This window comes from Aequorivita viscosa, assembly GCF_900106795.1.
In the GTDB taxonomy this organism is placed as follows: domain Bacteria; phylum Bacteroidota; class Bacteroidia; order Flavobacteriales; family Flavobacteriaceae; genus Aequorivita; species Aequorivita viscosa.
The window spans coordinates 1-23,977 of the sequence record NZ_FNNS01000015.1; the positions used below are offsets into that span (position 1 = coordinate 1).

Sequence of the window (23,977 nt, forward strand, 5' to 3'; positions counted from 1 at the left end):
GCGACTGTACGTTAATTGGCGATAGAGGTTATTTGTCTGCAAAAATACAGCTCAACCTTTTTGAAACCTGTAACATAACGCTCAACACACCAATGAGAACGAACCAAAAAGAATATAAGAGGCAACCCTATATATTTAGAAAAAAGAGAAAAAGAATAGAAACGTTGTTTTCACAATTATGTGACCAGTTTATGATAAGACGCAATTATGCAAAGTCCTTTAAGGGATTCAAAACAAGGATAATCTCAAAGATAACGGCACTTACAACTATTCAATATATCAACAAGTTTATCTTTGGCAGAAACATCAACAATATTAAAATCAGCATTATTTAAAATGCACAACGGGTTTTTAACTATTCACTTTGCGCCTTGATGGCTTTGCGAATGTTGGTATACTCGCAAATCCGTAAGGCGCATAGTTTTTACACGCTATAGTAAAGTGGCTTTGACTTTGCGTCAAAATGGTTTTAACATAAGTCTCTCCTATAAGTGGTGTTAACTTCAAAATTTTATTTTCATCCCTTGTAATTCAAATAAATAACACTACATTTGCACCCCTCTTAGACAAATCCTATTTGTTTGAGGGTGAGAAAACAATGATTTATTAACAATTGACAAAAACTAAATGGATACATTAAGTTACAAAACAGTATCTGCCAACAATCAAACCGTTGTAAAAGAATGGTTAGTGGTAGATGCGGACGGCCAGGCATTGGGTCGTCTTGCTACCGAAATTGCAGTTTTACTGCGCGGTAAGCACAAGCCAAGTTTCACCCCTCACGTAGATTGTGGTGACAACGTAATCGTTATTAACGCCAGTAAAGTAAGCCTTTCTGGAAACAAATGGGATGACAAAACCTACATCCGCCACACAGGATACCCTGGAGGGCAACGTAGCCTTACCGCTGCAGAGATGTACAAAAAAGATCCTACAAGGCTTGTTGAAAAAGCTGTAAAAGGAATGCTGCCTAAAAACAAATTAGGAGCAGTATTGTTCAGAAACTTAAAGGTTTATGCAGATGCCAATCACGGTCAAGAAGCACAAAAACCTAGAACTATTAACCTTAACTACGGCAAATAATGGAGACAATTCACAAAATAGGCAGAAGAAAAACTGCAGTTGCAAGAGTTTACCTTAAAGAAGGAAAAGGAAATATTACTATTAATAAGCGCGAATTGGAGAATTATTTCCCAACAGGAACGCTTCAGTATAAAGTAAAACAACCTTTAGTACTTACAGAAAACGAAAATACTTTCGATATTACAGTAAATGTATTTGGTGGAGGAATTACAGGACAAGCAGAAGCAATTCGTCTTGCAATTTCACGCGCTATGTGTACGCTTAACGATGAAAACCGTGGCATCTTGAAACCAGAAGGTTTACTTACAAGAGACCCAAGAATGGTAGAGCGTAAGAAATTCGGACAGAAGAAAGCTCGTAAGAAATTCCAATTCTCGAAACGTTAATACTTCGGCTTGGCTCGATAACCTTGGTTACGAGTACTTGTTGAAAATAAATTACTCAACTAGATTGGGTATCTCTTTGGAGGTGCCCAATTACAGTTGAAAGTTCATAATCATTATTAATTAAAAAAGCTGTTATCCGCCACGGCGGAGTTAGTTTAGCATCTAAATCATATCCGCCTAGCGGAGAGGTTGGCTATCCTTTCACAGAACGTAAACTAAAACAAAAATGGCAGAAAGAGTAGAAGTAAAAAAATTACTAGACGCAGGTGTACACTTTGGTCACCTTACGCGCAAATGGAATCCAAACATGGCACCGTATATCTATATGGAGCGTAATGGAATCCACATTATCAATCTTTACAAAACGGTTGCAAAAATCGACGAGGCGAACGAGGCTCTAAAGAAAATTGCAGCTAGTGGTCGCAAAATCCTTTTTGTAGCTACTAAAAAACAAGCAAAAGACATAGTTGCTGAAAAAGCAAAAGCTGCAAACATGCCCTACATCACTGAAAGATGGCCAGGTGGTATGCTTACTAACTTTGTAACTATCCGTAAAGCTGTTAAAAAAATGTCGTCTATAGACAGAATGAAGCAAGATGGAACTTTTATGACGCTTTCAAAGAAAGAGCGTTTGGCAGTAGATCGTCTTCGCGCTAAATTGGAAAAAAACTTAGGTTCTATTGCCGATATGAGCCGTCTTCCTGCTGCACTTTTCATTGTAGATACTACACGTGAGCACATTGCAGTTGCAGAAGCAATGAAATTGAATATTCCAATCTTCGCAATGGTAGATACTAACAGTGATCCACGTCAGGTTGATTACGTAATACCAAGTAACGATGATGCTTCAAAATCTATTGAAGCTATTATGAGTGTTGTTTCTGAAGCGATTATTGAAGGACTTTCTGAAAGAAAATCTGGAGGTTCTGAGGATGGAGACGATGAGGTAAAAATGGAAAAAGCAGCCAAAAAAGACAAAGACGCAAAACCAGCTAAGAAAGAAAAAGCTGAGGTGCCATCTACTGATAAAGAAGATGTAGAAGCTATGAAAGAAGCAAAGCAGCCAGTGCGTCAAAAATCTAAGAAGGAAGTTCTTAACGAAGAAGAATAATAACAACATTTTAAAGTTTAAAAGTCGTTTGGTTCTTTTCTTTGTTGAAAATTAATTGAACGACTTTTTTAATATTAAACCTATAAAATTTAAAACAATGGCAAAAATAACAGCCGCAGAAGTAAATAAACTAAGACAAGCTACAGGTGCCGGAATGATGGACTGTAAAAAAGCTTTAGTTGAGGCAGAAGGAAATATGGAAGAAGCAATTTCTATCCTTAGAAAAAAAGGTCAGAAAATTGCTGAAAAAAGAGCAGATCGCGATTCCAGTGAAGGTGTTGCAACAGCTAAATTAAACAGTGATAATACTAAGGGTGTTATCATCTCTTTGAACTGTGAAACTGACTTTGTTGCTAAAAACGACTCATTTGTTGAAATGGCAAACAAAATGGCTGAGGTTGCATTAAATACATCTTCAAAAGAAGAATTTTTGGCTTCAGATTTTGGCGGAATGACTATTGCCGAAAAATTAACTGAGCAAACTGGTGTTATCGGTGAGAAAATTGAAATCGGTGGTTTTGAAATATTAGAAGCTCCATTCGTAGGGTCTTACGTACACGTTAACAAAATTGCTGCCTTAACAGGTTTGTCGAAAGCTGTTGATAATGCTGAAGAATTGGCAAAAGACATCTCTATGCAAGTTGCTTCAATGGGAGCTACTACGCTTTCTTACAAAGATTTTGATGCTGATTTTATCGCTTCAGAAACTGAGGCAAGAATCGCCGTTATTGAAAAAGACAATATTGAGTTAGGTCGTTTGGGTAAAGCACTTAAAAATGTACCAAAATACATTTCTAGAGCGCAATTAACTCCAGAAGTATTGGCACAAGCAGAAGAAGATGCAAAAGCCGAACTGAAAGCTGAAGGAAAGCCAGAACAAATCTGGGATAGAATCCTTCCTGGAAAAATTGAGCGTTTCATCAGTGACAATACTACGTTAGATCACGAAAAAGCGTTACTTGACCAAAACTTTATTAAAGACGACAAAAAGAATGTTGCCGATCACGTAAAATCGTTTGGTGATGTAGAAGTAGTTGGATTTAAAAGAGTTTCTTTGGCATAAGCTTTAAGATACTTTTATAAAGCGAAGAAGCCGTCTCATTTTAGTTATTGAGACGGCTTCTTGCTTTTCTGCAATTTATGTAGACGGCTTGTTAATTTATTTGAAATTGACAGTAATATTATGGTTTAGAGGGTCTCATCTAATCGGTCTTTTCTTCAACTAAAAGTACAACAGCCCCAGAAAACTACTTATTTGCTTAATGCGCCTCTAACCAATTTTCCCCAACGCCCAATTCAACATCTAATGGAACGGTAAGTTTATATGCGTTTTCCATTTCGTGTTTTACCATTGCTTTTAACTTATCTAATTCTGGTTTGTAAACATCAAAAACCAATTCATCATGAACCTGAAGTAGCATTTTGCTTTGGTAATTTTCTCCTTCAAGTTTGTTGTAAATATTAATCATCGCAACTTTTATAATATCTGCCGCGCTACCTTGAATTGGTGCGTTTACAGCGTTTCTTTCTGCTGCGCCACGAACAACTTGGTTGCTGCCGTTTATGTCTTTTAAATAACGTCTGCGGCCTAAAACTGTTTGCACATATCCGTGTTCACGTGCAAAATCAATTTGGTCGCTTATGTAATTTCGAAGTTTTGGATACGTTTTGTAATAGGTGTCAATCAAATCTTTTGCCTCAGATCTTGAAAGGTCGGTTTGGTTGCTAAGTCCAAAAGCAGAAACTCCATAAATAATTCCGAAGTTCACAGTTTTGGCGTTGCTTCTTTGTTCACGGGTTACTTCATTTAAAGGAACATTAAAAACCTTTGCAGCCGTAGAAGCGTGAATATCTTCGCCATTTTTAAAAGCGTCGATCATATTTTCTTCTTCGCTTAATGCAGCAATAATCCGAAGTTCAATTTGTGAATAATCCGCTGCCATCAAAACATAATCCTCATTTCGTGGTATGAAAGCCTTTCGCACTTGACGGCCGCGCTCGGTTCTAATCGGAATATTCTGAAGGTTTGGATTGTTACTGCTCAATCGACCTGTGGCGGCGACGGCTTGCATATAATCTGTATGAACCCGCCCTGTTGTAGGCTCTACTTGATTAGGTAGTGCATCAACATAGGTGCTTTTTAGTTTGGCAAGACCACGATATTCAAGTACATCTCTAATTATTTTATGATCTTTTGCTAGAAAAGAAAGCACATCTTCAGAGGTGGAATACTGTCCCGTTTTGGTTTTTTTCGGCTTGTCTATCAGTTTCATTTTTCCGAAGAGAATTTCGCCTAACTGTTTTGGAGAAGCGATGTTGAAGGTTTCACCCGCTTCTTCATAAATTTCTTTTTCCAGTCTAAGAATGTCGTTGTCTAAAGCTCCTGAAAGGCTCGCCAGGAACTCTTTGTCTAGGTTAATTCCCTCCAATTCCATAGCGGCAAGAACACGAAGTAACGGCACTTCAATTTCGTCAAAAAGTTTTTGCGTATTGGCTTCACCTAACTCTTTTTCAAAATGTTCTTTTAGCTGAAAAGTAATATCGGCATCTTCAACAGCGTATTCGGTTTGTTTCGTAACATCAACATCGCGCATACTGCGTTGGTTTTTTCCTTTTTTGCCAATTAGTTCGCTAATGGAAACAGGTGTGTAATTGAGGTACGTTTCGCTCAAAACGTCCATATTATGACGCATATCTGGGTTTATGAGGTAATGGGCGAGCATTGTATCAAACAATTTTCCTTTTACCGATATATTATATTTGGCGAGGACCTTAATATCATATTTCAAGTTCTGGCCAATTTTTTGAATGGTTTGGTCTTCAAAAAACGGACGCAGTTCTTCCAGAAGTTGTTGTGCTTCTTCGCGATTTTCAGGAAAGGGAACGTAAAAACCTTTTCCCTTTTCCCACGAAAAAGCAATTCCGACCAATTCTGCTTCTAACGGATTTAAACTTGTGGTTTCTGTATCAAAACATACGCTTTTCTGCTTCATCAAACTCTGAAGAAACAACTTGGTTCCTATTCCAGGTTGAACGGTTTGGTAGAAATGTTCGGTGTTTTCTATTGTAGCGCGGGTGTTGAAGCCTTTAGGGCCTACTGCGGCTTCACCGTCGCCACCAAATAACGAGAATTGTCCCTGACCCGCACTCGAACCACGTTCAGCTGATGTTGGTGCAGATTTCCTTGAAACATTAGATGTGGGGTTGGTATTGTTGTTGGGTTCACGGCTGGTACCGTTAGATGCCATTGCTTCTACCGAGAAGGATTTTAGGAAGTTGTCCTTAAGTCTTCTAAATTCTAAATCGTCAAAGATTTCCAAAACTTTTTCAGTATCGGGCGGACATACTTCAAAATCTTCTTCATTGAATTCTACAGGAACATCGAGCATTATAGTTGCTAATTGCTTGCTCAATAATCCTATTTCTGCGTTGGCTTCTACCTTTTCCTTCATTTTACCTTTTAACTTATCGGTATTGGCAAGGAGCGCTTCCATAGAGCCGAATTCTTTTAAAAACTTTTTAGCAGTTTTTTCACCTACACCTGGAAGTCCGGGAATATTGTCGCTGCTATCGCCCATCATTCCTAGAAAATCGATTACTTGTAACGGATCTGAAACTTCAAATTTTTTCTGAACCTCAGGAATACCCCAAGTTTCGTAGCCACCACCAAAAACGGGGCGATACATAAAAATATTTTCTGAAACTAATTGGGCAAAATCCTTATCTGGCGTTACCATATAAGTTGTGTATCCTTCCTTTTCGGCTTTTTTTGCTAAGGTGCCAATAACATCATCTGCTTCGAAGCCTTCTTTTACCATAATTGGAATTTTCATGGCCTCCAGAATATTATAAATATAAGGAATAGCAAACCTAATAGCGTCTGGAGTTTCGTCTCTATTAGCTTTATAATCTGGAAATATATCGTTTCGTGCTTCGCTGCCACCTTTGTCAAAACAAACGGCAAGATGGTCGGGACGCTCTCTTTTTACTACATCTATAAGTGAATTCATAAACCCCATAATGGCTGAGGTATTTTGCCCTTTGCTGTTTATTTGTGGGTTTTTTATAAATGCGAAATATCCACGAAATATAAGCGCATAGGCATCAATAAGGAAAAGACGTTTTTTTTCTGACATAATAAAGAAGCTTATGCTTCAAAAGTAGAAAGAAGTATTTGGAATTTGGTCATTATACCAATAAAAAAAAGCCGCCCCCACAGCGACTTTTTCTCTAAAACTAGTTGAATTATGAAAACAACACTAGCTCCTAACTAAAAGGAACTTTGTATTTCAAAAATATTATAAATGCTTATGAGCCTTCTCGCCTTTTTAGGTGATTTTTTCTAATTGAAACGATCAAAGATGTTTTTAAAAAGTGGTGTAGAGTAAATATCAAACTGATTAGAACACTTTAATCCATAAAAAAAAGTCGCCCCCACAGCGACTTTTCCCCCAAAACTAGTTGAATTATGAAATAAAAACTAGCTCTTATTTATAGGAAACTTTATACATCAAAACTACGGATACAAGGCTTCCAAGTGCTCACCCCTTTTGGTGATTTTTAGTTATATAACCCGTTGTGCATTTTAAATAATGCTGATTTTAATGTTGTTGATGTTTCTCCCGAAGATGAACTTATTGATATATTGAACAGTTGTCAGTGCAGCAATCTTGGATATTATTCTGGTTTTAAAACCTCTAAAGGTTTTGGCGTAATTACGTCTTATCATAAATTGGTCACATAGTTGCGAGAAAAGGGTTTCAATTCTTTTCCTTTTTTTCCTGAAGACATAAGGTTGTTTTTTATATTCTTTTTGGTTACTCCTCATCGGCGTGCTCAATTTTATGTTATAGCTGTCAAAAAGGTTGAGCTGTATTTCTGCCGATAGGTAGCCCTTGTCGCCAATCAAGATGCAATCGCTGATCTGGGTTTGGATATCTTTTAAGTATTTAACATCGTGCACTGAAGCGGGACTCAAATCCATACTCTGGAAAACACCGTTTACCGAACAAACCGCGTGCAGCTTATAACCATAATAACTGGAACCTTGAGATGCACAATAACCTCTATCGGGATAAGCATAGGTAGCCTCTTTACATATTTTCGATCGGTAGCTTCGTGATAGTTTGCAAACTTCCAAGGGCATACTGTCAACGACAAAATAATCTTCAAATTCATTGAAATGCGATGCCAGTTTTAAGCGAATTTTATCAAGCTCATTGGCGAGCCTTCGCCTTCGCCTGTTGTATACACTTCGCTCAATTTTTGAAGAAATCATTGCGGGAAGCTTTCTGAAAAGATCGTTTTCACTATCTATGCCCATAAACTCAGCCGTTAAACTCAAACTTATCAGTTCCAAGTCACAGAGCTTTGGTTCTCGCCTTTGATAGGGTAAAAGTTGATCTTTTGATATTTTTCTTAAAACTTCCAATATTCTTTCGTAATTTGCACTTAAGTTGTTCATATATAATGTTTTATAGCTAAAACAAGATGCTGATTATCAGTAATATGGACAACTTTTTTCTTTTAAATCATAATGCACAACGGGTTAATGTTTTTTTAAAATAAATTAGAAAACATAATTGGGAAAAGATTTCATTTAAGCGTAATGCATTTAAAATCAAAGCGTACTTTTGTTGAAATAAATTTAGGTAATAATGAATAATAAATTTTCTTTGGCAATTCATGGCGGTGCTGGCACTTTGGTAAAAGGATTGATGACACCCGAAAAAGAAGAAAAATACAAAACAGCTCTCGAAGAAGCTCTGGAAGTTGGTTATGCTATTCTCGAAAACAACGGAAAAGCAATCGACGCAGTTGAAGCAGCGGTTAAAAAACTGGAAGATTCTCCGTTATTCAACGCAGGAAAAGGAAGTGTTTTTACCAATAAAGGCACGCATGAAATGGATGCCGCTATTATGGACGGAAAATCGTTGAATGCCGGTGCCGTCTCATTAATTACCGGAATAAAAAATCCAGTTTCGTTAGCTCGTGATGTGATGAATAAAAGCGACCATGTTTTTTTAGCAGGTGAAGGCGCTATGTTATTCGCAGATAGCTTGGGGTATGGTTTGGAATCGCCAGCGTATTTTTATGATGAACTTCGTTACCAACAATGGCAAGAAATAAAGGATAGCGATTCTTTTCAGCTAGACCATAGTTTAAAAAAAGACAGTAAGTTTGGAACCGTAGGCGCTGTTGCTTGTGATAAAGAAGGAAATGTTGCCGCTGCCACTTCAACAGGAGGAATGACCAATAAACGTTGGGGACGCGTAGGCGACAGCCCAATGATTGGCGCTGGAAACTACGCAAACAACAAAACCTGTGCAGTAAGTTGCACAGGTAGTGGTGAGTTTTTTATTCGTGGTGTTGTAGCGTACGATGTTTCTTGCTTAATGGAATACAAAGAAATGTCTCTGGAAGCCGCCGCAACAGAAGTAATAAATAAGCGTATTTTAGAAATAGGCGGTGATGGCGGCCTAATTGCAGTAGACGCCAAAGGTACTATAGCCATGCCTTTTAATACCGAAGGAATGTACCGCGCTTTTAAAACTTCCGAAAACGAAAAAGAGATTTTAATCTATAAATAAAACGTTCCCCTGGCCCCTTCCTACAATAGGCAGGCCCCAAAGGGAAAGTGAAACTACATACTGATTTATTGCCCACTGCTATTGCAACTGCCCACTAATTCAAACTGTTTCAGCATCTGTTAATTTAAGGTGCATGGGTGAAAACTTCACCTTTCTCTTTTTAATATTCAGTAAATCGCCATTAGCAAGAATATGGATTTTCAGGTTGGTAATAGACATTGGGGAGCCTTCTTTTACTACCGCTTGATTATTGTGTATCAATCTTCTTGGGTCAAAAAGAATAACCATTCCGGAACCAATTACTTCACATTTATTTCCTTTTTTAATTACTAGGCCAGTATCTTCAGCCAAACCAATACCTACTCTATTTGGAAACCTAGCTACGGCTTCTGCCAATCTTCCAAATCGTCCACGACGTATAAAGTGAGAGTCAATAATAAAGTTATGGATGTAGCCCATTCCTTTACCCATACTCGTAGCTCCTTTAGTAAAAGCTTCTTGAATGCCTCCACCTGTTATCATTTCTTCGCTCATGCACATGGCACCCGCACTGGTTCCTGCAATAACAAATTTCTCGTTTTTATACTTTTCTTTTATTATTTTATCTAAAGAGGTGTCGCCTATATATTTAACTATTTTAGATTGATCACCACCGCTAAACATTACGCAGTTAGCTCTTTTCATTAACTCCAGAAATTCAGGGTTTTCAGCATCTTCACGGCTCCTAATGTCCATTACGTGAACATTGGTGCACTCTAGTTTTTCAAAAGCTTTCTGGTAAGTTTCACTAACTTCTACAGGAATACTCGATGCTGTTGGAATTACAACAATAGTTGCTTCAATTCCTCCGCTTTCTTTTACTACACGGGATAAAATACCTTCTTCGATATATTCTAATGTATGTCGTTCATTTTTCCCATTTCCTTTATCTTCATTTCCACCTATGGGGATTAAAATTCCTTTTATGCTCATGGATAATTTTTGTTTGAAGGCAAAAATACGCTAAATGTTATAGAAATAAATTATATATTTATCAATTCCGAAATAAACCAACTAAACTAACATCTTATGCAAATTAGGGAAATCAATGCTATGCGAGGGCCAAATTACTGGTCTATACGCCGCCATAAATTAATTGTAATGGTCTTAGACCTCGAAGAAATGGAAGAGCTTCCTACCAATAAAATCGATGGGTTTAATGATAGATTAAAAGCAATGTTTCCCAGCATGCATAGCCATCGATGTTCCGTTGGTGAGCCTGGAGGGTTTTTCCAAAGAATGGAAGAAGGAACTTGGATGGGGCACGTAATTGAGCATATTGCACTGGAAATACAGACACTAGCAGGTATGGACACTGGTTTTGGTAGGACTAGAGGGTATGGCGAAAAAGGAGTCTATAATGTGGTTTTTAGCTATATAGAAGAAAACGTAGGTCGTTATGCCGCAAAAGCTTCGGTAGCTATTTGTGAGGCACTTATTGCTGGAGAAGATTATAATTTAGAAACCGACATTCAACGAATGCGTGAATTACGCGAAAGTGAAAGACTTGGGCCAAGTACGGGTTCTATTGTAGAAGAAGCCCAAAGTAGAGGAATTCCTTGGATTCGATTAAATCAATATTCTCTTTGCCAACTAGGGTATGGTGCCAATCAAAAAAGAATACAAGCTACGGTAACTTCTGAAACTAGTAGCATTGGAGTAGAACTCGCTTGTGATAAAGAAGACACAAAATATATACTAGAACAGGCCGAGGTATTAGTCCCTCGCGGCGATATTATTTCCCGTGAAAGCAGTTTAGAGGAAGCTTGTCGTTATGTTGGTTATCCATTGGTTGTTAAACCAATTGATGGTAACCACGGACGCGGAATTACAGTTAATATTAACAATTACGAAGACGCTTTAGTCGCATTTAAAGCAGCGAAAGAGGTTTCGCGGAAGGTTATAATTGAAAAGTATATTACGGGCGAAGACTATCGCTTATTAGTTATAAATAATGAATTGGTAGCAGCAGCTAAGCGCACACCGGCCCACGTAATTGGCGATGGTAAATCTACAATTAAAGAACTGGTTGCCGAAGCGAATAAAGATCCAAGAAGGGGCTATGGCCATGAAAACGTACTAACCCAAATAACGATTAACGATTTAACACGAACAATCCTGGCAGCCAGCGGTTATACCGAAGACTCAGTAGCGCCAGAAGGTGAAATGGTTATATTAAAAGATACTGCAAACCTAAGTACGGGAGGAACCGCAGAGGATGTAACGGATATTGTCCACCCATCTAACGTTTCAATGGCAGAGCGAATTTCAAAAATTATTGATCTCGATATCTGCGGAATTGACATCATGACAACAGATATTAGTCAGCCACTTGAAGAGACTGGTGGCGCTGTACTAGAAGTTAATGCAGGTCCTGGTTTTAGAATGCACTTGGCGCCAACCAAAGGACTACCTCGAAATGTGGCAGCTCCTGTAGTTGATAAATTGTTTCCAAATCACGGTGATACTGGTCGCATTCCAATTATTTCGGTTACTGGAACCAACGGAAAAACAACAACTACACGACTTATAGCACATATTGCAAAAATGAAAGGGCATCGCGTTGGTTATACTACCAGCGATGGGGTTTATATTCAAAACAGACTTTTGATGAAAGGTGATTGTACGGGTCCCGCAAGCGCTGAGTTTGTGTTAAAAGACCCTACAGTGAACTTTGCGGTACTTGAATGTGCTAGAGGCGGATTGCTCCGTGCCGGGCTTGGTTTTAAAAAATGCGATGTTGGTATAGTAACCAACGTAGCGGCAGATCATTTGGGCTTAAAAGGAATTCACACTATCGAGCAATTGGCGAAAGTGAAAGGAGTAATTCCTGAAACAGTGCTTCCAGATGGCTATGCAATTTTGAATGCAGACGACGATCTAGTATACGAAATGCGACGGGCGATAAATTGTAATTTGGCACTTTTCTCAATGGATGAGGAAAATCCACGAATTAAAGCGCTACAAAAACTAGGGGGAATAACCGCTGTTTATGAAAATGGTTATGTAACCCTTTGCAGAGGAACTTGGAAAATGCGAGTGATGAAAGCTGAAGATATTCCGCTTACGTATGGAGGAAAAGCATTATTTATGATTCAAAATATACTTCCGGCAATTATTGCAGCCAATGTTCGAGGCATTAGTATAGAAGATATGAAAGTTGCTTTAGAAACATTTATTCCTTCTGCATCCCAAACACCAGGAAGATTAAACCTCTTCAAGTTTGAAAACTTTAGTATTCTTTTAGATTATGCACATAACCCTGCGGGAATGAGAGCCTTGAAAAAGTTTACCGATAATCTTGAAGCCACCGAAAAAATAGGAATAATTGCAGGAGTAGGTGATAGACGAGATGAAGATACAATGGAGTTGGGCAGTATAGCGGCGCAAATGTTCGATGAAATTATAATTCGCCAGGATAAGAATTTACGTGGAAAATCGGAACAAGAAATTATCAAAATGCTTGATGATGGCATTAAAAAGCAAGATCCAAATATTAAAACAACCATTATACCGTCAGAAAAAGAAGCCATTACTCACGCCATTAAAAATGCTAAAAAAGGCACTTTAATCATTTGTTGTAGTGATGTAATTCCTGACGCTTTAGACCTAGTTACCCACTTTAAAGAATTGGAAAACAAGGGTGAAATGATTTTTGCTGAATAATTTATTTCAAAGTTTAAAGGGGTTAAAACACTTATTTATTGGTTGTTTATACGCTTGGTTTTTCGTTCTAGCAATAATTAATTTCTAAAAATGAGTATAATGATAAAAACAGTGTTTGTAATTGTTATTACAGCTTTATTCGTGGGATGCGGGGGGCAAACTATAATTAGCGGCCCAATTCCTACACACGACGATTTTACTATTAATTCAGACTTAGTTAATGAAACTAGGGTTATAAACGTGTGGACCCCGCCAAATTATGAGGAAGGAAATCACTCTCTCCCAGTTTTGTATATGGCCGATGGCGGAATAAAAGAGGATTTTCCACATATTGCAAACACGCTTTCTGAATTGATCGCCAAAAAAAGTATTCCGCCTATTATTCTTGTTGGCATTGAAAATACTGAAAGAGGAAGAGATTTAACGGGTTTTTCTGAAGTAGAAGAAGATGCGGAATATTGTCCGTTAACAGATGGTGCCAAAAACTTCAGAGCCTTTATTACAGACGAATTGTTTTCAGAAATAGAAGAGAGATATAGAGTCACAGCCGAAAAAGGACTCATTGGCGAATCACTTTCTGGGCTTTTTGTGATGGAAACATTCTTTTTAACCCCCGAAGCATTCGATTTTTATATTGCTATGGACCCTTCACTTTGGTGGAATAATCACTACTTAGAAAGAAATGCATCTAATTTATTAGTAACCTTTCCAAATAAGAAAACCAGACTTTGGTTTGCCGGTTCTGGGGCAGAAGATATTTCAAAGCACACAAATAATTTAGCAAAAACGTTAGAAACAGAATCGCCAAATCAATTAACGTGGAAGTATTCCGACGAACCCAATGAAAAGCACAATACCATATTTAGAGCGACCAAAGAAAAAGCCTTGACTTGGGTTTTAAATGCGAGATAACCGTTTTTGTGGTTTTACTTCTATTAAGTAATTCAACATATAGGCTATAGCGCGTTAAAGTTAATTAGAGCTTAAATAAAAAGGTTTTACTTCTTCTCATAATAATCTGAAGGAATATTTTTATTTGTACCTTGATGATATTTTGTAACAGAGAAACCTTCGTGAATGGAATAATACCCAATTTCCCCTTTTTTATTTACAGCGACAAACCCAACTTGAAAATCTTTATAATCTGGGCTTTTCTTTATAATTCTCGCAATGGCTTCCTCACAGGCCTCTTGCGGACTTTTTCCTTGGCGCATTAACTCGACAATCAAAAAACTACCTACTGTTTTTAAAACTTCTTCTCCTAAACCAGAAGCTGTTGCACCGCCAATTTCATTATCAATATACAAACCTGAGCCTATAATTGCTGAATCACCCACGCGTCCAGCCATTTTGTATGCAAGTCCGCTTGTAGTGCATCCGCCAGCTATATTTCCATTTTTGTCAATGGCGAGCATTCCAATGGTATCGTGGTTTTCCATATTTATGATGGGTTTGTATTCCGAAGTTTTTTTCCATTCCACCCATTCTTCTTTCGATTTTTCTGTTAACAAATCAATCAATTCAAAGCCTTGTTCAATAGCAAATGCTTCAGCTCCTTTTCCAGCTAAAATAACGTGTGGTGTTTCTTCCATCACTTTTCGTGCTACGGAAATAGGGTGAAGAATATTCTGTAAGTAAACCACAGCGCCATAATTCCCCTTACTGTCCATAATACAGGCGTCCAGGGTTACATTGCCGTTTCTATCGGGTAATCCTCCTATTCCTACCGTTTGGTCATCTACATTTGCTTCTTCATACCTACACCCTTGCTCTACGGCATCCAAAGCCGAACTACCTTTAAGTAACACATCCCAAGCTGCTTCAGTACTAGCTTTTACGTCCCAAGTTGCTACAACCATCGGGTATCCTTCAGGGTTTTCAAATTCAGCTGTGTTCGCTTCAGTTTTATAATTATTTTTTTCCGATGCCAAGACCGTGCTCCCAACTGCTATTCCTAAGGTGGAAAGCGAGAAGTTTTGAATGAATTTTCTACGTTTCATTTCAATTTAATTTTCAGACCTAGAAAGTTTTAAAACCTATTAGATTTGGTTATGGTTCCGTGAATTCTAATTTATGGCTTTGCTGCTGGTCTTTTTATCTATAATCGGTGTCGATTTTATAGAAACCAAATAGAATTAGCTTCAAAAAAAAAATCAAAACACGGTTTACAATTTGGCCAAGTTTACGCCTATAGCTGCGTTTTTAATATATTCTAATTACCCAACTTAGGAAGCGACAAATTAATTAGGAAAGATACTAATATCGTTAAATAAAAGTGAAGCCAAGTTACTATAATTTCAATCTTGCTACCTTTAGCATTATTTTTCTATGCGCTGGATCCTATTTATTCTCATTTACATTCTTGTTGATATTTACGCCTTTCAGGCTGTAAGAACGCTAACCAAAAGTCCGTGGGTACTTTGGTTTTATTTCCTGATTTCAATTGTTGTTTTGGCAGGCCTTTTCTATGAACTTTCGTTTGCAGGTTCAGGAAAAATGATGCAGCCACCCAAAATATATTTTTTCGGAATTTTCCTCGCTGTATTTGTTCCAAAACTCATTATTATCCTCTTTATGTTCGCAGAAGATATTGGTCGGTTTTTTGTCGGAATCTTTATGAAAGTTGCTGGAAGCGACGAAACTCCTTTTATGGCTTCACGAAGAAAATTTGTGAGCACACTTGCTTTGGGAATTGCAGCATTGCCTTTTGCTTCATTGATTTACGGAATGATTCACGGAAAATATAATTATAAAGTCCTTAAATATGCTATAGCGTTTGACGATCTGCCCGAAGCGTTCGATGGTTACAAAATCACACAACTAAGTGATATTCATAGTGGCAGTTTTGACAATCGTGAAAAAGTAGAATATGCAGTAAATCTTGCAAACGAACAGCAAAGCGATATGATTGTTTTTACAGGTGATTTGGTTAACGATAAAGCCGATGAACTGCTTGCTTGGAAAGATTTATTCGCTACTTTAAAAGCGAAGGATGGTGTTTTTTCCGTGTTGGGAAATCACGATTATGGCGATTATGTTCAGTGGGAAAGTAATGCTGCGAAGGCGAAAAATCTAGAGCGTTTAAAAGATATTCAGAAAGAAATGGGTTGGAGGCTGCTACTTAATGAAAATAGCATTATAAAAAAGGATGACCAACGGCTTGCAGTGCTCGGAGTAGAGAATTGGGGCCTGAATGGTTTTAAGCAAGCGGGAGATTTAAACAAAGCCTGTGAAGGAATTTCTGATACCGATTTTAAAATAGTTTTAAGCCACGACCCTAGCCATTGGCAAGCACAGATAAAAGAAGATCCGCGTAATTTTCATTTAACCCTAAGTGGTCATACACACGGTATGCAATTTGGAATTGAAATACCGGGAATTATTAAATGGAGTCCAATTAAATACCGATATGAACACTGGGCTGGAATTTATGAAGCGAAGGGCAGGTATATCAACGTGAACCGCGGATTTGGATTTTTAGGATATCCAGGAAGGGTTGGAATTTGGCCAGAGATTACAGTAATTCAACTTAAAAGGAAACAGCGCACTGTATAATTTTCGGGAAATGTTATATTTGTAATACTGATTTTAACCTAAATACCATAGGAATATGTCAAAATTTGGAGAATTAATTGAAGCCCGTACACCTGTATTGTTAGATTTTTATTCTGGCACCGATGCAGCCAGTAATGAAATGAACGCAGTACTTAGAGATATCGCTGCTACACTTGGAGATAAGGCACGGGTAATAAAAATAGACGTTGATAAAAACAAAGAACTTTCTGATGCATTACGCATTAAGGAACTTCCTACTTTAATGATTTATAAAAACGGCGAAATGAAATGGCGCCAAAGTGGGGAACAAGATGTAAAAACATTGATGGATCTTGTAAATGAATATATTTAAACATTCTTAGGTTTAAACCAGTTTTAATCCTTAATGCGTCGTTAAACATTTTTATTTCAGTTAAATAGGTTGTATATTTATAATTAAACTTTCAAAACCCCTGAAATATGAATTTTTCCAAATTTAGCAACCTTCAGAAACCTTTTCACAGGCAACTAGTATATGTATGGTTGCTCCTTGTTAGTGTCAGTATCAACGCTCAAGTAGGAATTGGAACTACAGATCCTCAACCTTCTTCTATATTAGAAATTAAGTCCAATTCGCAAGGACTATTGGTTCCAAGAATGACCACTGCAGAACGTACAGCTATAGTTGATGCTGCCAACAGCCTCCTTGTCTACGACACAGATTTAAAAACATATTTCTATTACGACGACGCACCTTCTAATTCTAAATGGATTAAGATTTCGTCCGAATTTCAAAAAAGGAATAATTTTAAACTTGTAAAATCTGTAGCAGATTTGGCTCCAGAGCTTGCTAGTGGTGGTGGTTCTAAATATTTGTTAGATACAAACACGTTCTATGAAATTAACGGAACTATAAATTTGGCATTTCCCATAGATTTAAATAACGCTTATATATCGGGGGTTAATACCAATAAAGACATATTGGTTAGAACTTCTGGAAATGTTTTTACAGGAACCAATGGAGGAAGTATAAAAAACTTGACCATAACGGGTGGAGGTACCGTTTTTCAAATTACGGGTGGAACTACGCTAATTGTTCAAAATACCATTATTTCTAATATGGCTAGCGTCGGGACTATTTCTAACGTATGGATGTATTTTGGAAATATAATTCAATATTTGAACAACAATGCTGGTATTACCTACAGCAATATTTCAAACCTTCTATTGAGCAATCAAGGTTGGTTTGACAGCAACAAAGGGACTTATGAAAAATTTACAGGTACGTTTGGCTTAATCGAAAAAGTAAGTGGTTTTAGTACTGCCAATGGATCTGCTGTCGCTATGGATTTCAGTTCTAATCCTACCGTAAGTAATGGTGTTATTTTAAATGTCGCATTTTCAGGAACGAGTACTCAATATGTAAAAGGATATGCTCCTGCACCCTATGTTGGCTATAATTTTACAAATAAATGGACTGTAAACTGTCCTGGTATTCCTCACGAAAGTGATGGTGTAGCAACGGGCGATATAGTTTTGGATCTAGGTGTAGGGTCGAGTGTATCTACAACTTTCACCGGCACTGGTGCAAGTAGTAGAAAAAAACTTAGTGGTACAACAATCTCCAATAATTTGTTGCGCTTCGAAAAGTCTGGAGATAATAAAATTATCTATAGAGGATCGAAAAAGAGATATTTTCAAGTCAATGCCTCGCTATCATTTCAATCAACTACTAATAACGCTACCATTTATATTTTTTATATAGCTAAAGGAAGTGGTTCAGGGGCCGCTAGTGTAGTTCTAGATTCAAAAGTTTATGGTCGAACAGCTTCAAGTACTACCTATTCGTCTGTTCCCATTGTAGCGACAATTGAGTTAGGAAAAGACGATTATATAGAAGTATGGGCAGAACGCTATTCAGGGAGTGCCCAGATGAATGTTCATTCCCTAAGCCTTTCGGCACAATAGACTAAATAGTTGTCTACTTAGTTTTAATGGCATCGAACTATCTAAATTCTCAAGATTATGAAATTCTTTCACCTATACATATCCTTTTTTATTAAAAAGAAAGCTTTATACGTGCTTCTTTTTATCATAACCCTTCCTGCATTTTCCCAAGTTGGAATAGGAACTTCAAATCCATCTTCCTCTTCTGCATTGGAGGTTGCCTCTCAATCTCTAGGAGTTTTGTTCCCTAGAATGACAACTTTAAACCGTACAAATATTTCTCAACCAGCCAATAGTCTTTTGGTGTATGATACAGATGAACGTGCATTTTTTTATTACGATTCTATACCTCCAAGCCCAAAATGGATTAAAATTTCCTCTGATTTTGATGAAAGAAGTAAACGTGTCCTAGTGAAGAGTGAAGCTGATTTTCCAGCCCAATCTGGCGGTAAAATTACTTTAAATCCCGATTTTGTCTATGAAATAAATGGAACTGTAAATTTGACCAATTCTATTGATTTAAATAACGCTACTGTAGTGGGAAGAGATGGTTTTGAAGATATTATACAATACTCAGGTGGTACAGGAGGGATCATTTTTCAAGGAAACACTGGCGGAACTGTTAGAAATATTACATTAAAGGGCGGGGGTGCGTTTAATATTACAGGACCAGGCAGGAATACAAATACTTCTTTGATTGTTCAAAACACAGTAATTGACGGTATGACAACCAGTGTAGGAACAATTTCTGGATTAGGTCTTTATTTTGGTAACATTATCCAATACAAAGGAAATGCAAATGGTATGACATATTTAAATATTGGAAATCTGTTGTTAATCAATCAGGGATGGTTCTCAGATAACCAAGGGGCTTTTGAAACATTTTCAGGTACTTTTGGATTAATTGGAAAAGTGAGTGGTTTTAGTACTGTTAGTGGCTCTTCGGTTGCCATGGACTTTAGTTCGAATCCTACTGTGAGCAATGGGGTTATTCAGAGTGTAACTTTTTCAGGCACCACGACAGCTCCTTCAGGATATGTTAAAGGATATACTACCGGAACCTATACAGGTTACAATTTTAATAATTTTTGGACAGTAGATGCTCCTGGTATTCCGAGAGAAAGTGATGCTGTGGCAACAGGCGATATAAATTTCCCAGGAACTGTAACCGGTGCAGATGGATATACTACTTCTTTTAATGGGGGTAGTATGGAGAAAGTTTGGGGCGACACAAATTCAAAAAACTTGTATCGTTTTACAAGGGATGGAAATAATAGAATAACCTACAGGGGTTCAAAAAAGAGAATTTTTCGCGTTAATGCTTCCCTTTCCTATCAGTTAACAAATACAAGCACTACCGTAGTCCTTTTTTTCGTAAAAGGAAAAGGTTCGGGGCCAGTAACATTATTGGAAGATACAAAAGTGTATGCTCGTGTAGGAAGTACGAATGACATTGAAGCCACAAAAATTGTGGGAACGATAGCTTTGGAAAAAGATGAATATATTGAAATTTGGGCGGAGCGAACAGCGGGAAATGGAAAAATGTTTACAGTTTCTTTGAACCTTACAGCACGATAGTTTAGGAATTTAAAATTATTGATTTACAAAACCACTTTTTTTCCGCAATAAATTCCAAAACCTTCGGCAATACATATCGAAGGTTTTTTTCTGCTTTTAAACTATCGTGAAATACAACCACACTTCCAGGTTCTAGATTTTCTAAAACATTTTGAAGACACTTTTCCTCAGAAACAGTTGCGTCATAATCATAACTTAGAATGTCCCACATAACTACTTTAAAGCCTTTTTTCTGAAGTATTTTAGCTTGTTTGGAAGTTATCTTGCCATATGGCGGCCGCAAAAGCGATTTATGATTTTCGATTTTCGATTGACGATTAACGATTTCAGAATTGAACAGTCTGCTATCTTCCATCTGCCTTCCCGCCTTTTCAACATTTTCAACATATTCAGAAGTTTTCGTTTTCCAACCGTTCAAATGGTTAAACGTATGATTGCCGACCGAATGTCCTTCTAGAATAATTCTTCTGAAAATACCTGGATGCTTTTGAATGTTTTCGCCAATACAGAAAAATGTGGCTTTGGCGTTGTGTTTTTTTAATTCATCAAGTACCCAAGGCGTAACTTCGGGGATTGGGCCATCGTCAAAAGTGATGTAAACGGAAGCTTTATCTTCAGAAAATGCCCAAATTCGCTCAGGGTAAAACCGCTGGACAAATTTGGGCATTTTGACTATTTTAAAACTCAAATTTATTCAATTACAGGAGGTTGTTCTTCATTTTGTTGCGTCTGTTGTTCGAATTGTCTCAACAAATTAGAGTCTAATGGAATTTCCATTGAAGGGCTTTCTTCCATATCTCGATCTAAATCCATCGCTTCATCTGGAGAGTAGAAATGACGGAAGCGCAATAAATATTCATTGAATTTATTAGCCTCTTCACGGCCATAAGCTTCTTCATCATAAACAGCAACAATCTGAACTAAGCTTCGGTAACGCTCCATGTCGCTAATAATTTCCTGAGCAATGTTACGTTGCCTATTAAACTTTAAACTATTGTAATAAATCAAGTGCTCTTGATATATCTTTGAAACCTCTTCATAAACAGCCCGTGCTTTTTCAGGCTTGTCAAGTTCGTAATAGCCCAGGACAAATGGTTCTAAAAGCGAGTAATATTCAAAATACTTTATCGGCATTTTTTCCATTGCCAGATCGAGTATTTCTTCAGCTTTTTCATTTTCGCCTTCGTTTATAAGTGCTTCGGCTAAACGAGCGAGGTTGCTTCTATAGGTGATTCCATTTTTTCGAGTCTCGGTATCGTGATAGATGTCTGGACTGCCATTATTACCCCAATCCCAGTTCATCACGATATTATACATTTTTTCAGTATCAATCCTGCCCATATCAAACGGACTGTTTTTGCTGAGCTTTGTTTTAATCGGCACAAGCTTATAGACCACACCATCAAGTTGTAAGTAGTCTTTCATCCATAAGTAGTCGTCATCGCCAAAACTACCACCACTGAAGTAAATAGGGCGTTTCCAGTCGTTATTGGCGATTATATCCAGCATCATCATTCGATTTTTGTAAATGATGTCGCTTTTTAATGTTATATAAATATCTGAAACTATTTTATCAGCATCTTTCGGATCGACTATACCGTTTTTCAATACGGCTTCTTTATCCACAGGAATCCGAATTACTTTTGATGGAAAAGTATGTGCAACTTGTCCACTAGGAAGTTCAATTTGTGTCGCTGGTGATTCGTTAGCCACAAAGTTCATCCACGTTTTAATATCGACTGTGTCTCTAGAAGTTTGTTGATGAACAATGAAATCACGGGTGCCATAACGATACTTTTCGTGCGTAAGTTGCGATGGAATTGGATCACTCGTAAACGCTTTTTTCTTCATATCGTCTATGTACCAGTCTGTTTGAAATAGACTCGTATTCACAATACGAACATCTTGGCGATATCCTTCCACGTTTTGGGCGTACCAAAGTGCAAACGTGTCATTGTCGCCTATGGTGAACAATATTCCGTTTTCGTCGCAAGAATCCAAGTACATTTTACCCATAGATTGGGCTGTGTATCGGTTGCTTCGGTCGTGGTCGTCCCAGTTTTGAGAAGCTAAAAGTATTGGTGCTGCCAAAGCAGTAGCTGTTAAAACAACGGGGAGTGCGACTTTTGGTTTCACATAATTCTTCAACAAATCGAAAAGTGCATAAACTCCATAACCAATCCACATAGCGTAAACATAGAAACTTCCAACAAGTGCGTAATCTCGTTCCCTAGGTTCAAAAGGTCGCTCGTTGAGGTATACTTTAAGGGCCAGACCTGTAAATAGGAATAGCACTAGTAAGACCCAAAAGCTCTTTTTGTCGTTTTTATAATGAAATACTATACCAATTATTCCCAAGATTAAAGGCAAGAAGAAGTAAGTATTTCGGCCTTTATTATTTTTCATATCGCTTGCCAGCATATCTTGGTTTCCGAGTCGCATTTCATCTATAAACTTAATACCGCTTATCCAGTTTCCGTGCAAATCGTCGTAGCGACCTTGAATATCGTCTTGCTTCCCTGTGAAATTCCACATAAGGTAACGCCAGTACATATATCCAAATTGGAATTCGAACATAAATTTCATATTCTGAATAAAGGAGGGTCTTTCAATATTTAGAAATTGCCCGAAATTCTTCAAAAATTTATCGTAATCTGAAGTATCCACCAAGCCCTGTCTGTGAGCCATTTTAAATTTATTGACTTCTTCGACTAATCGTGGCTCGTCTAAATATTCGCTTTTAACAGAAATCTCAAGCCCTCCAGTAAATTCCATATAATTTGTAGCATGATCAATACTCCACATTCTGGGCAGGAATCCTTTTTGGGAATCATCTGTATTTTGACTGGCATTTTTGTAGTTGTTTACAATTACATATTTACCTGTCTCGTAGTCTCTTTCATAATTGGGTTTGTCGTCTTTGTAAGGGTTTTTTTCATCTAAACCAACATATACTTCAGTGAATAATGGGCCATACAAAAGATGGGTTTCTGGATACTGCTCTCGGTTGTAGTATGCTAATAATTCGCGAGCATTGTTTGGGTTGTTCTCATTTATAACCGTCCCTGCATTTGCACGAATTGGAAGCATTAACCAGCTTGAAAATCCAATAAAAATGAACAAAACACATAATACAAGGGTGTTGAGTTTTACGTAATGCTTGCTTCGGGTATATCGCAATAAATAATAGAAAACAGCGATAAAAATAAGGCCTGCGATAACCGTTCCGCTATTGAAAGGTAAACCGATACTATTGACAAAAAACACTTCTGAAGCACTGAAAAACTTCATCGACATCGGTAACAAGAAAATAAAAATGAACATTAAAATCGCCACTGTAACGAAGTTTGCGACAATAAAGTTTTTGACGGTTACCTTCTCTGTGTGTTTAAAGAAATATAAAAAGCCAATTGCAGGAATAGTTAGCAAAGCCATAAAGTGAACTCCGAATGAAAGACCAATAATAAAAGCGATGAGCACTGCCCATCGGTTTCCTCTAGGTTCAAGCATTTCGCGTTCCCAGCGCAGGGCACTATAAAACAGTATGGACATTAAGCAAGCGGCCATTGCATAAACCTCCGCTTCTACTGCATTAAACCAAAAACTGTCGGTAAACGTAAATGCCAAAGCACCAATGGCGGCACTTCCTAGAATTGCCACAGATTTAGTTTTATTGATTTCTTCATGTTGAGAAATCATTTTTGGCAGCAAAATTGTAAGCGACCAAAACATAAAAAGTATGGTGAAGGCACTTGCGAAAACAGACATCAAGTTAATGGTGAGTGCAATATAAGAAGCGTCTGGTGCAAAAATGGAGAAAAAGGCTCCAATTAATTGATAAAGCGGCGCTCCCGGAGGGTGTCCTACTTCTAAGTTACTGGAGGTTGTAATGTATTCGCCCGCATCCCAGAAGCTAGCAGTTGGCTCTACTGTAAGCCAGTAAGTAGTCAATGCGATAGCAAAGACAAGCCATCCTGTAATTTTATTCCATTTGGTAAAGTTAAAAGACCCCATATGTGCGTTCAAATTTTGTTCGTGCGAAT

Annotated in this window: 18 protein-coding genes; 12 read left to right on the forward strand and 6 right to left on the reverse strand. The window is 37.6% G+C overall.

Going from position 1 to position 23,977, the window contains the following annotated elements:
• From BLW28_RS09690 to tsf, 5 genes are all read left to right on the forward strand, one after another.
• On the forward strand, window positions 1-335 hold a 335-nt coding region (locus tag BLW28_RS09690), incomplete at its 5' end, for a transposase (RefSeq protein WP_143036862.1).
• 292 nt (window positions 336-627) lie between these two features.
• Window positions 628-1,083, forward strand: a complete 456-nt coding sequence (rplM, locus tag BLW28_RS09695) for a 50S ribosomal protein L13 (protein ID WP_073222265.1) — start codon at window positions 628-630, stop codon at window positions 1,081-1,083.
• The gene (gene rpsI, locus BLW28_RS09700; RefSeq protein WP_073222268.1) at window positions 1,083-1,469 is read left to right on the forward strand and encodes a 30S ribosomal protein S9; all 387 of its coding nucleotides are present in this window, start codon (window positions 1,083-1,085) and stop codon (window positions 1,467-1,469) included. Before rplM ends, rpsI begins: the two co-directional genes overlap by 1 nt.
• 226 nt (window positions 1,470-1,695) lie before the next feature.
• Window positions 1,696-2,580 (forward strand): 30S ribosomal protein S2, encoded by an 885-nt coding sequence (gene rpsB, locus BLW28_RS09705; RefSeq protein ID WP_073222270.1) that lies wholly within the window; start codon window positions 1,696-1,698, stop codon window positions 2,578-2,580.
• A 97-nt stretch (window positions 2,581-2,677) separates the two neighbouring features.
• Window positions 2,678-3,643, forward strand: a complete 966-nt coding sequence (gene tsf, locus BLW28_RS09710; protein WP_073222277.1) for a translation elongation factor Ts — start codon at window positions 2,678-2,680, stop codon at window positions 3,641-3,643.
• Between the two features lie 196 nt (window positions 3,644-3,839).
• Here tsf and polA read toward each other — a convergent pair whose 3' ends face one another.
• Both polA and BLW28_RS09720 read right to left on the reverse strand, forming a co-directional pair.
• Window positions 3,840-6,716: a DNA polymerase I gene (gene polA / locus BLW28_RS09715; RefSeq protein WP_073222273.1), complete on the reverse strand. Its 2,877-nt coding sequence runs from the start codon at window positions 6,714-6,716 to the stop codon at window positions 3,840-3,842.
• 449 nt (window positions 6,717-7,165) lie between these two features.
• Window positions 7,166-8,044 carry an IS982 family transposase gene (locus BLW28_RS09720; protein WP_092842563.1) on the reverse strand — a complete coding sequence of 293 codons (879 nt, stop codon included), beginning with the start codon at window positions 8,042-8,044 and terminating at the stop codon, window positions 7,166-7,168.
• A gap of 193 nt (window positions 8,045-8,237) precedes the next feature.
• Between BLW28_RS09720 and BLW28_RS09725 the strand changes: the two genes are divergently transcribed.
• Complete coding sequence (locus tag BLW28_RS09725; RefSeq protein WP_073219862.1) at window positions 8,238-9,170, forward strand: isoaspartyl peptidase/L-asparaginase family protein; 933 nt, start codon at window positions 8,238-8,240, stop codon at window positions 9,168-9,170.
• Between the two features lie 99 nt (window positions 9,171-9,269).
• Here the strand turns inward: BLW28_RS09725 and BLW28_RS09730 are convergent, their stop codons facing one another.
• Complete coding sequence (locus BLW28_RS09730; protein WP_073219864.1) at window positions 9,270-10,142, reverse strand: cyanophycinase; 873 nt, start codon at window positions 10,140-10,142, stop codon at window positions 9,270-9,272.
• A 96-nt stretch (window positions 10,143-10,238) separates the two neighbouring features.
• Between BLW28_RS09730 and cphA the strand changes: the two genes are divergently transcribed.
• Window positions 10,239-12,875, forward strand: coding sequence for a cyanophycin synthetase (gene cphA / locus BLW28_RS09735; RefSeq protein ID WP_073219867.1), 2,637 nt, complete (start codon window positions 10,239-10,241; stop codon window positions 12,873-12,875).
• Between the two features lie 90 nt (window positions 12,876-12,965).
• Entirely contained in the window at window positions 12,966-13,787 is an 822-nt protein-coding gene (locus BLW28_RS09740) for an alpha/beta hydrolase (protein ID WP_073219870.1), read from the forward strand.
• Window positions 13,788-13,873: 86 nt separating this feature from the next.
• On the opposite strand, the gene BLW28_RS09745 is transcribed toward BLW28_RS09740, so the two are convergent.
• Window positions 13,874-14,875 (reverse strand): glycosylasparaginase, encoded by a 1,002-nt coding sequence (locus BLW28_RS09745; protein ID WP_073219872.1) that lies wholly within the window; start codon window positions 14,873-14,875, stop codon window positions 13,874-13,876.
• A 328-nt stretch (window positions 14,876-15,203) separates the two neighbouring features.
• Here BLW28_RS09745 and BLW28_RS09750 point away from each other — a divergent pair, with 328 nt between their 5' ends.
• From BLW28_RS09750 to BLW28_RS09765, 4 genes are all read left to right on the forward strand, one after another.
• On the forward strand, window positions 15,204-16,430 hold the full coding sequence (locus BLW28_RS09750; protein WP_073219875.1) for a metallophosphoesterase: 1,227 nt from the start codon (window positions 15,204-15,206) through the stop codon (window positions 16,428-16,430).
• Between the two features lie 55 nt (window positions 16,431-16,485).
• Window positions 16,486-16,782: a thioredoxin family protein gene (locus BLW28_RS09755; RefSeq protein ID WP_073219878.1), complete on the forward strand. Its 297-nt coding sequence runs from the start codon at window positions 16,486-16,488 to the stop codon at window positions 16,780-16,782.
• A 107-nt stretch (window positions 16,783-16,889) separates the two neighbouring features.
• A complete protein-coding gene (locus BLW28_RS09760; RefSeq protein WP_073219881.1) occupies window positions 16,890-18,377 on the forward strand; it encodes a hypothetical protein in 1,488 nt (495 codons plus the stop codon).
• Window positions 18,378-18,434: 57 nt separating this feature from the next.
• A complete protein-coding gene (locus BLW28_RS09765; protein WP_073219884.1) occupies window positions 18,435-19,934 on the forward strand; it encodes a hypothetical protein in 1,500 nt (499 codons plus the stop codon).
• 1 nt (window position 19,935) lies between these two features.
• On the opposite strand, the gene BLW28_RS09770 is transcribed toward BLW28_RS09765, so the two are convergent.
• Together BLW28_RS09770 and BLW28_RS09775 are read right to left on the reverse strand one after the other, a co-directional pair.
• Window positions 19,936-20,601, reverse strand: coding sequence for a polysaccharide deacetylase family protein (locus tag BLW28_RS09770; protein ID WP_073219887.1), 666 nt, complete (start codon window positions 20,599-20,601; stop codon window positions 19,936-19,938).
• A 23-nt stretch (window positions 20,602-20,624) separates the two neighbouring features.
• Window positions 20,625-23,948 (reverse strand): DUF2723 domain-containing protein, encoded by a 3,324-nt coding sequence (locus tag BLW28_RS09775; RefSeq protein WP_073219890.1) that lies wholly within the window; start codon window positions 23,946-23,948, stop codon window positions 20,625-20,627.
• Between the last annotated feature and the right edge of the window lie 29 nt (window positions 23,949-23,977).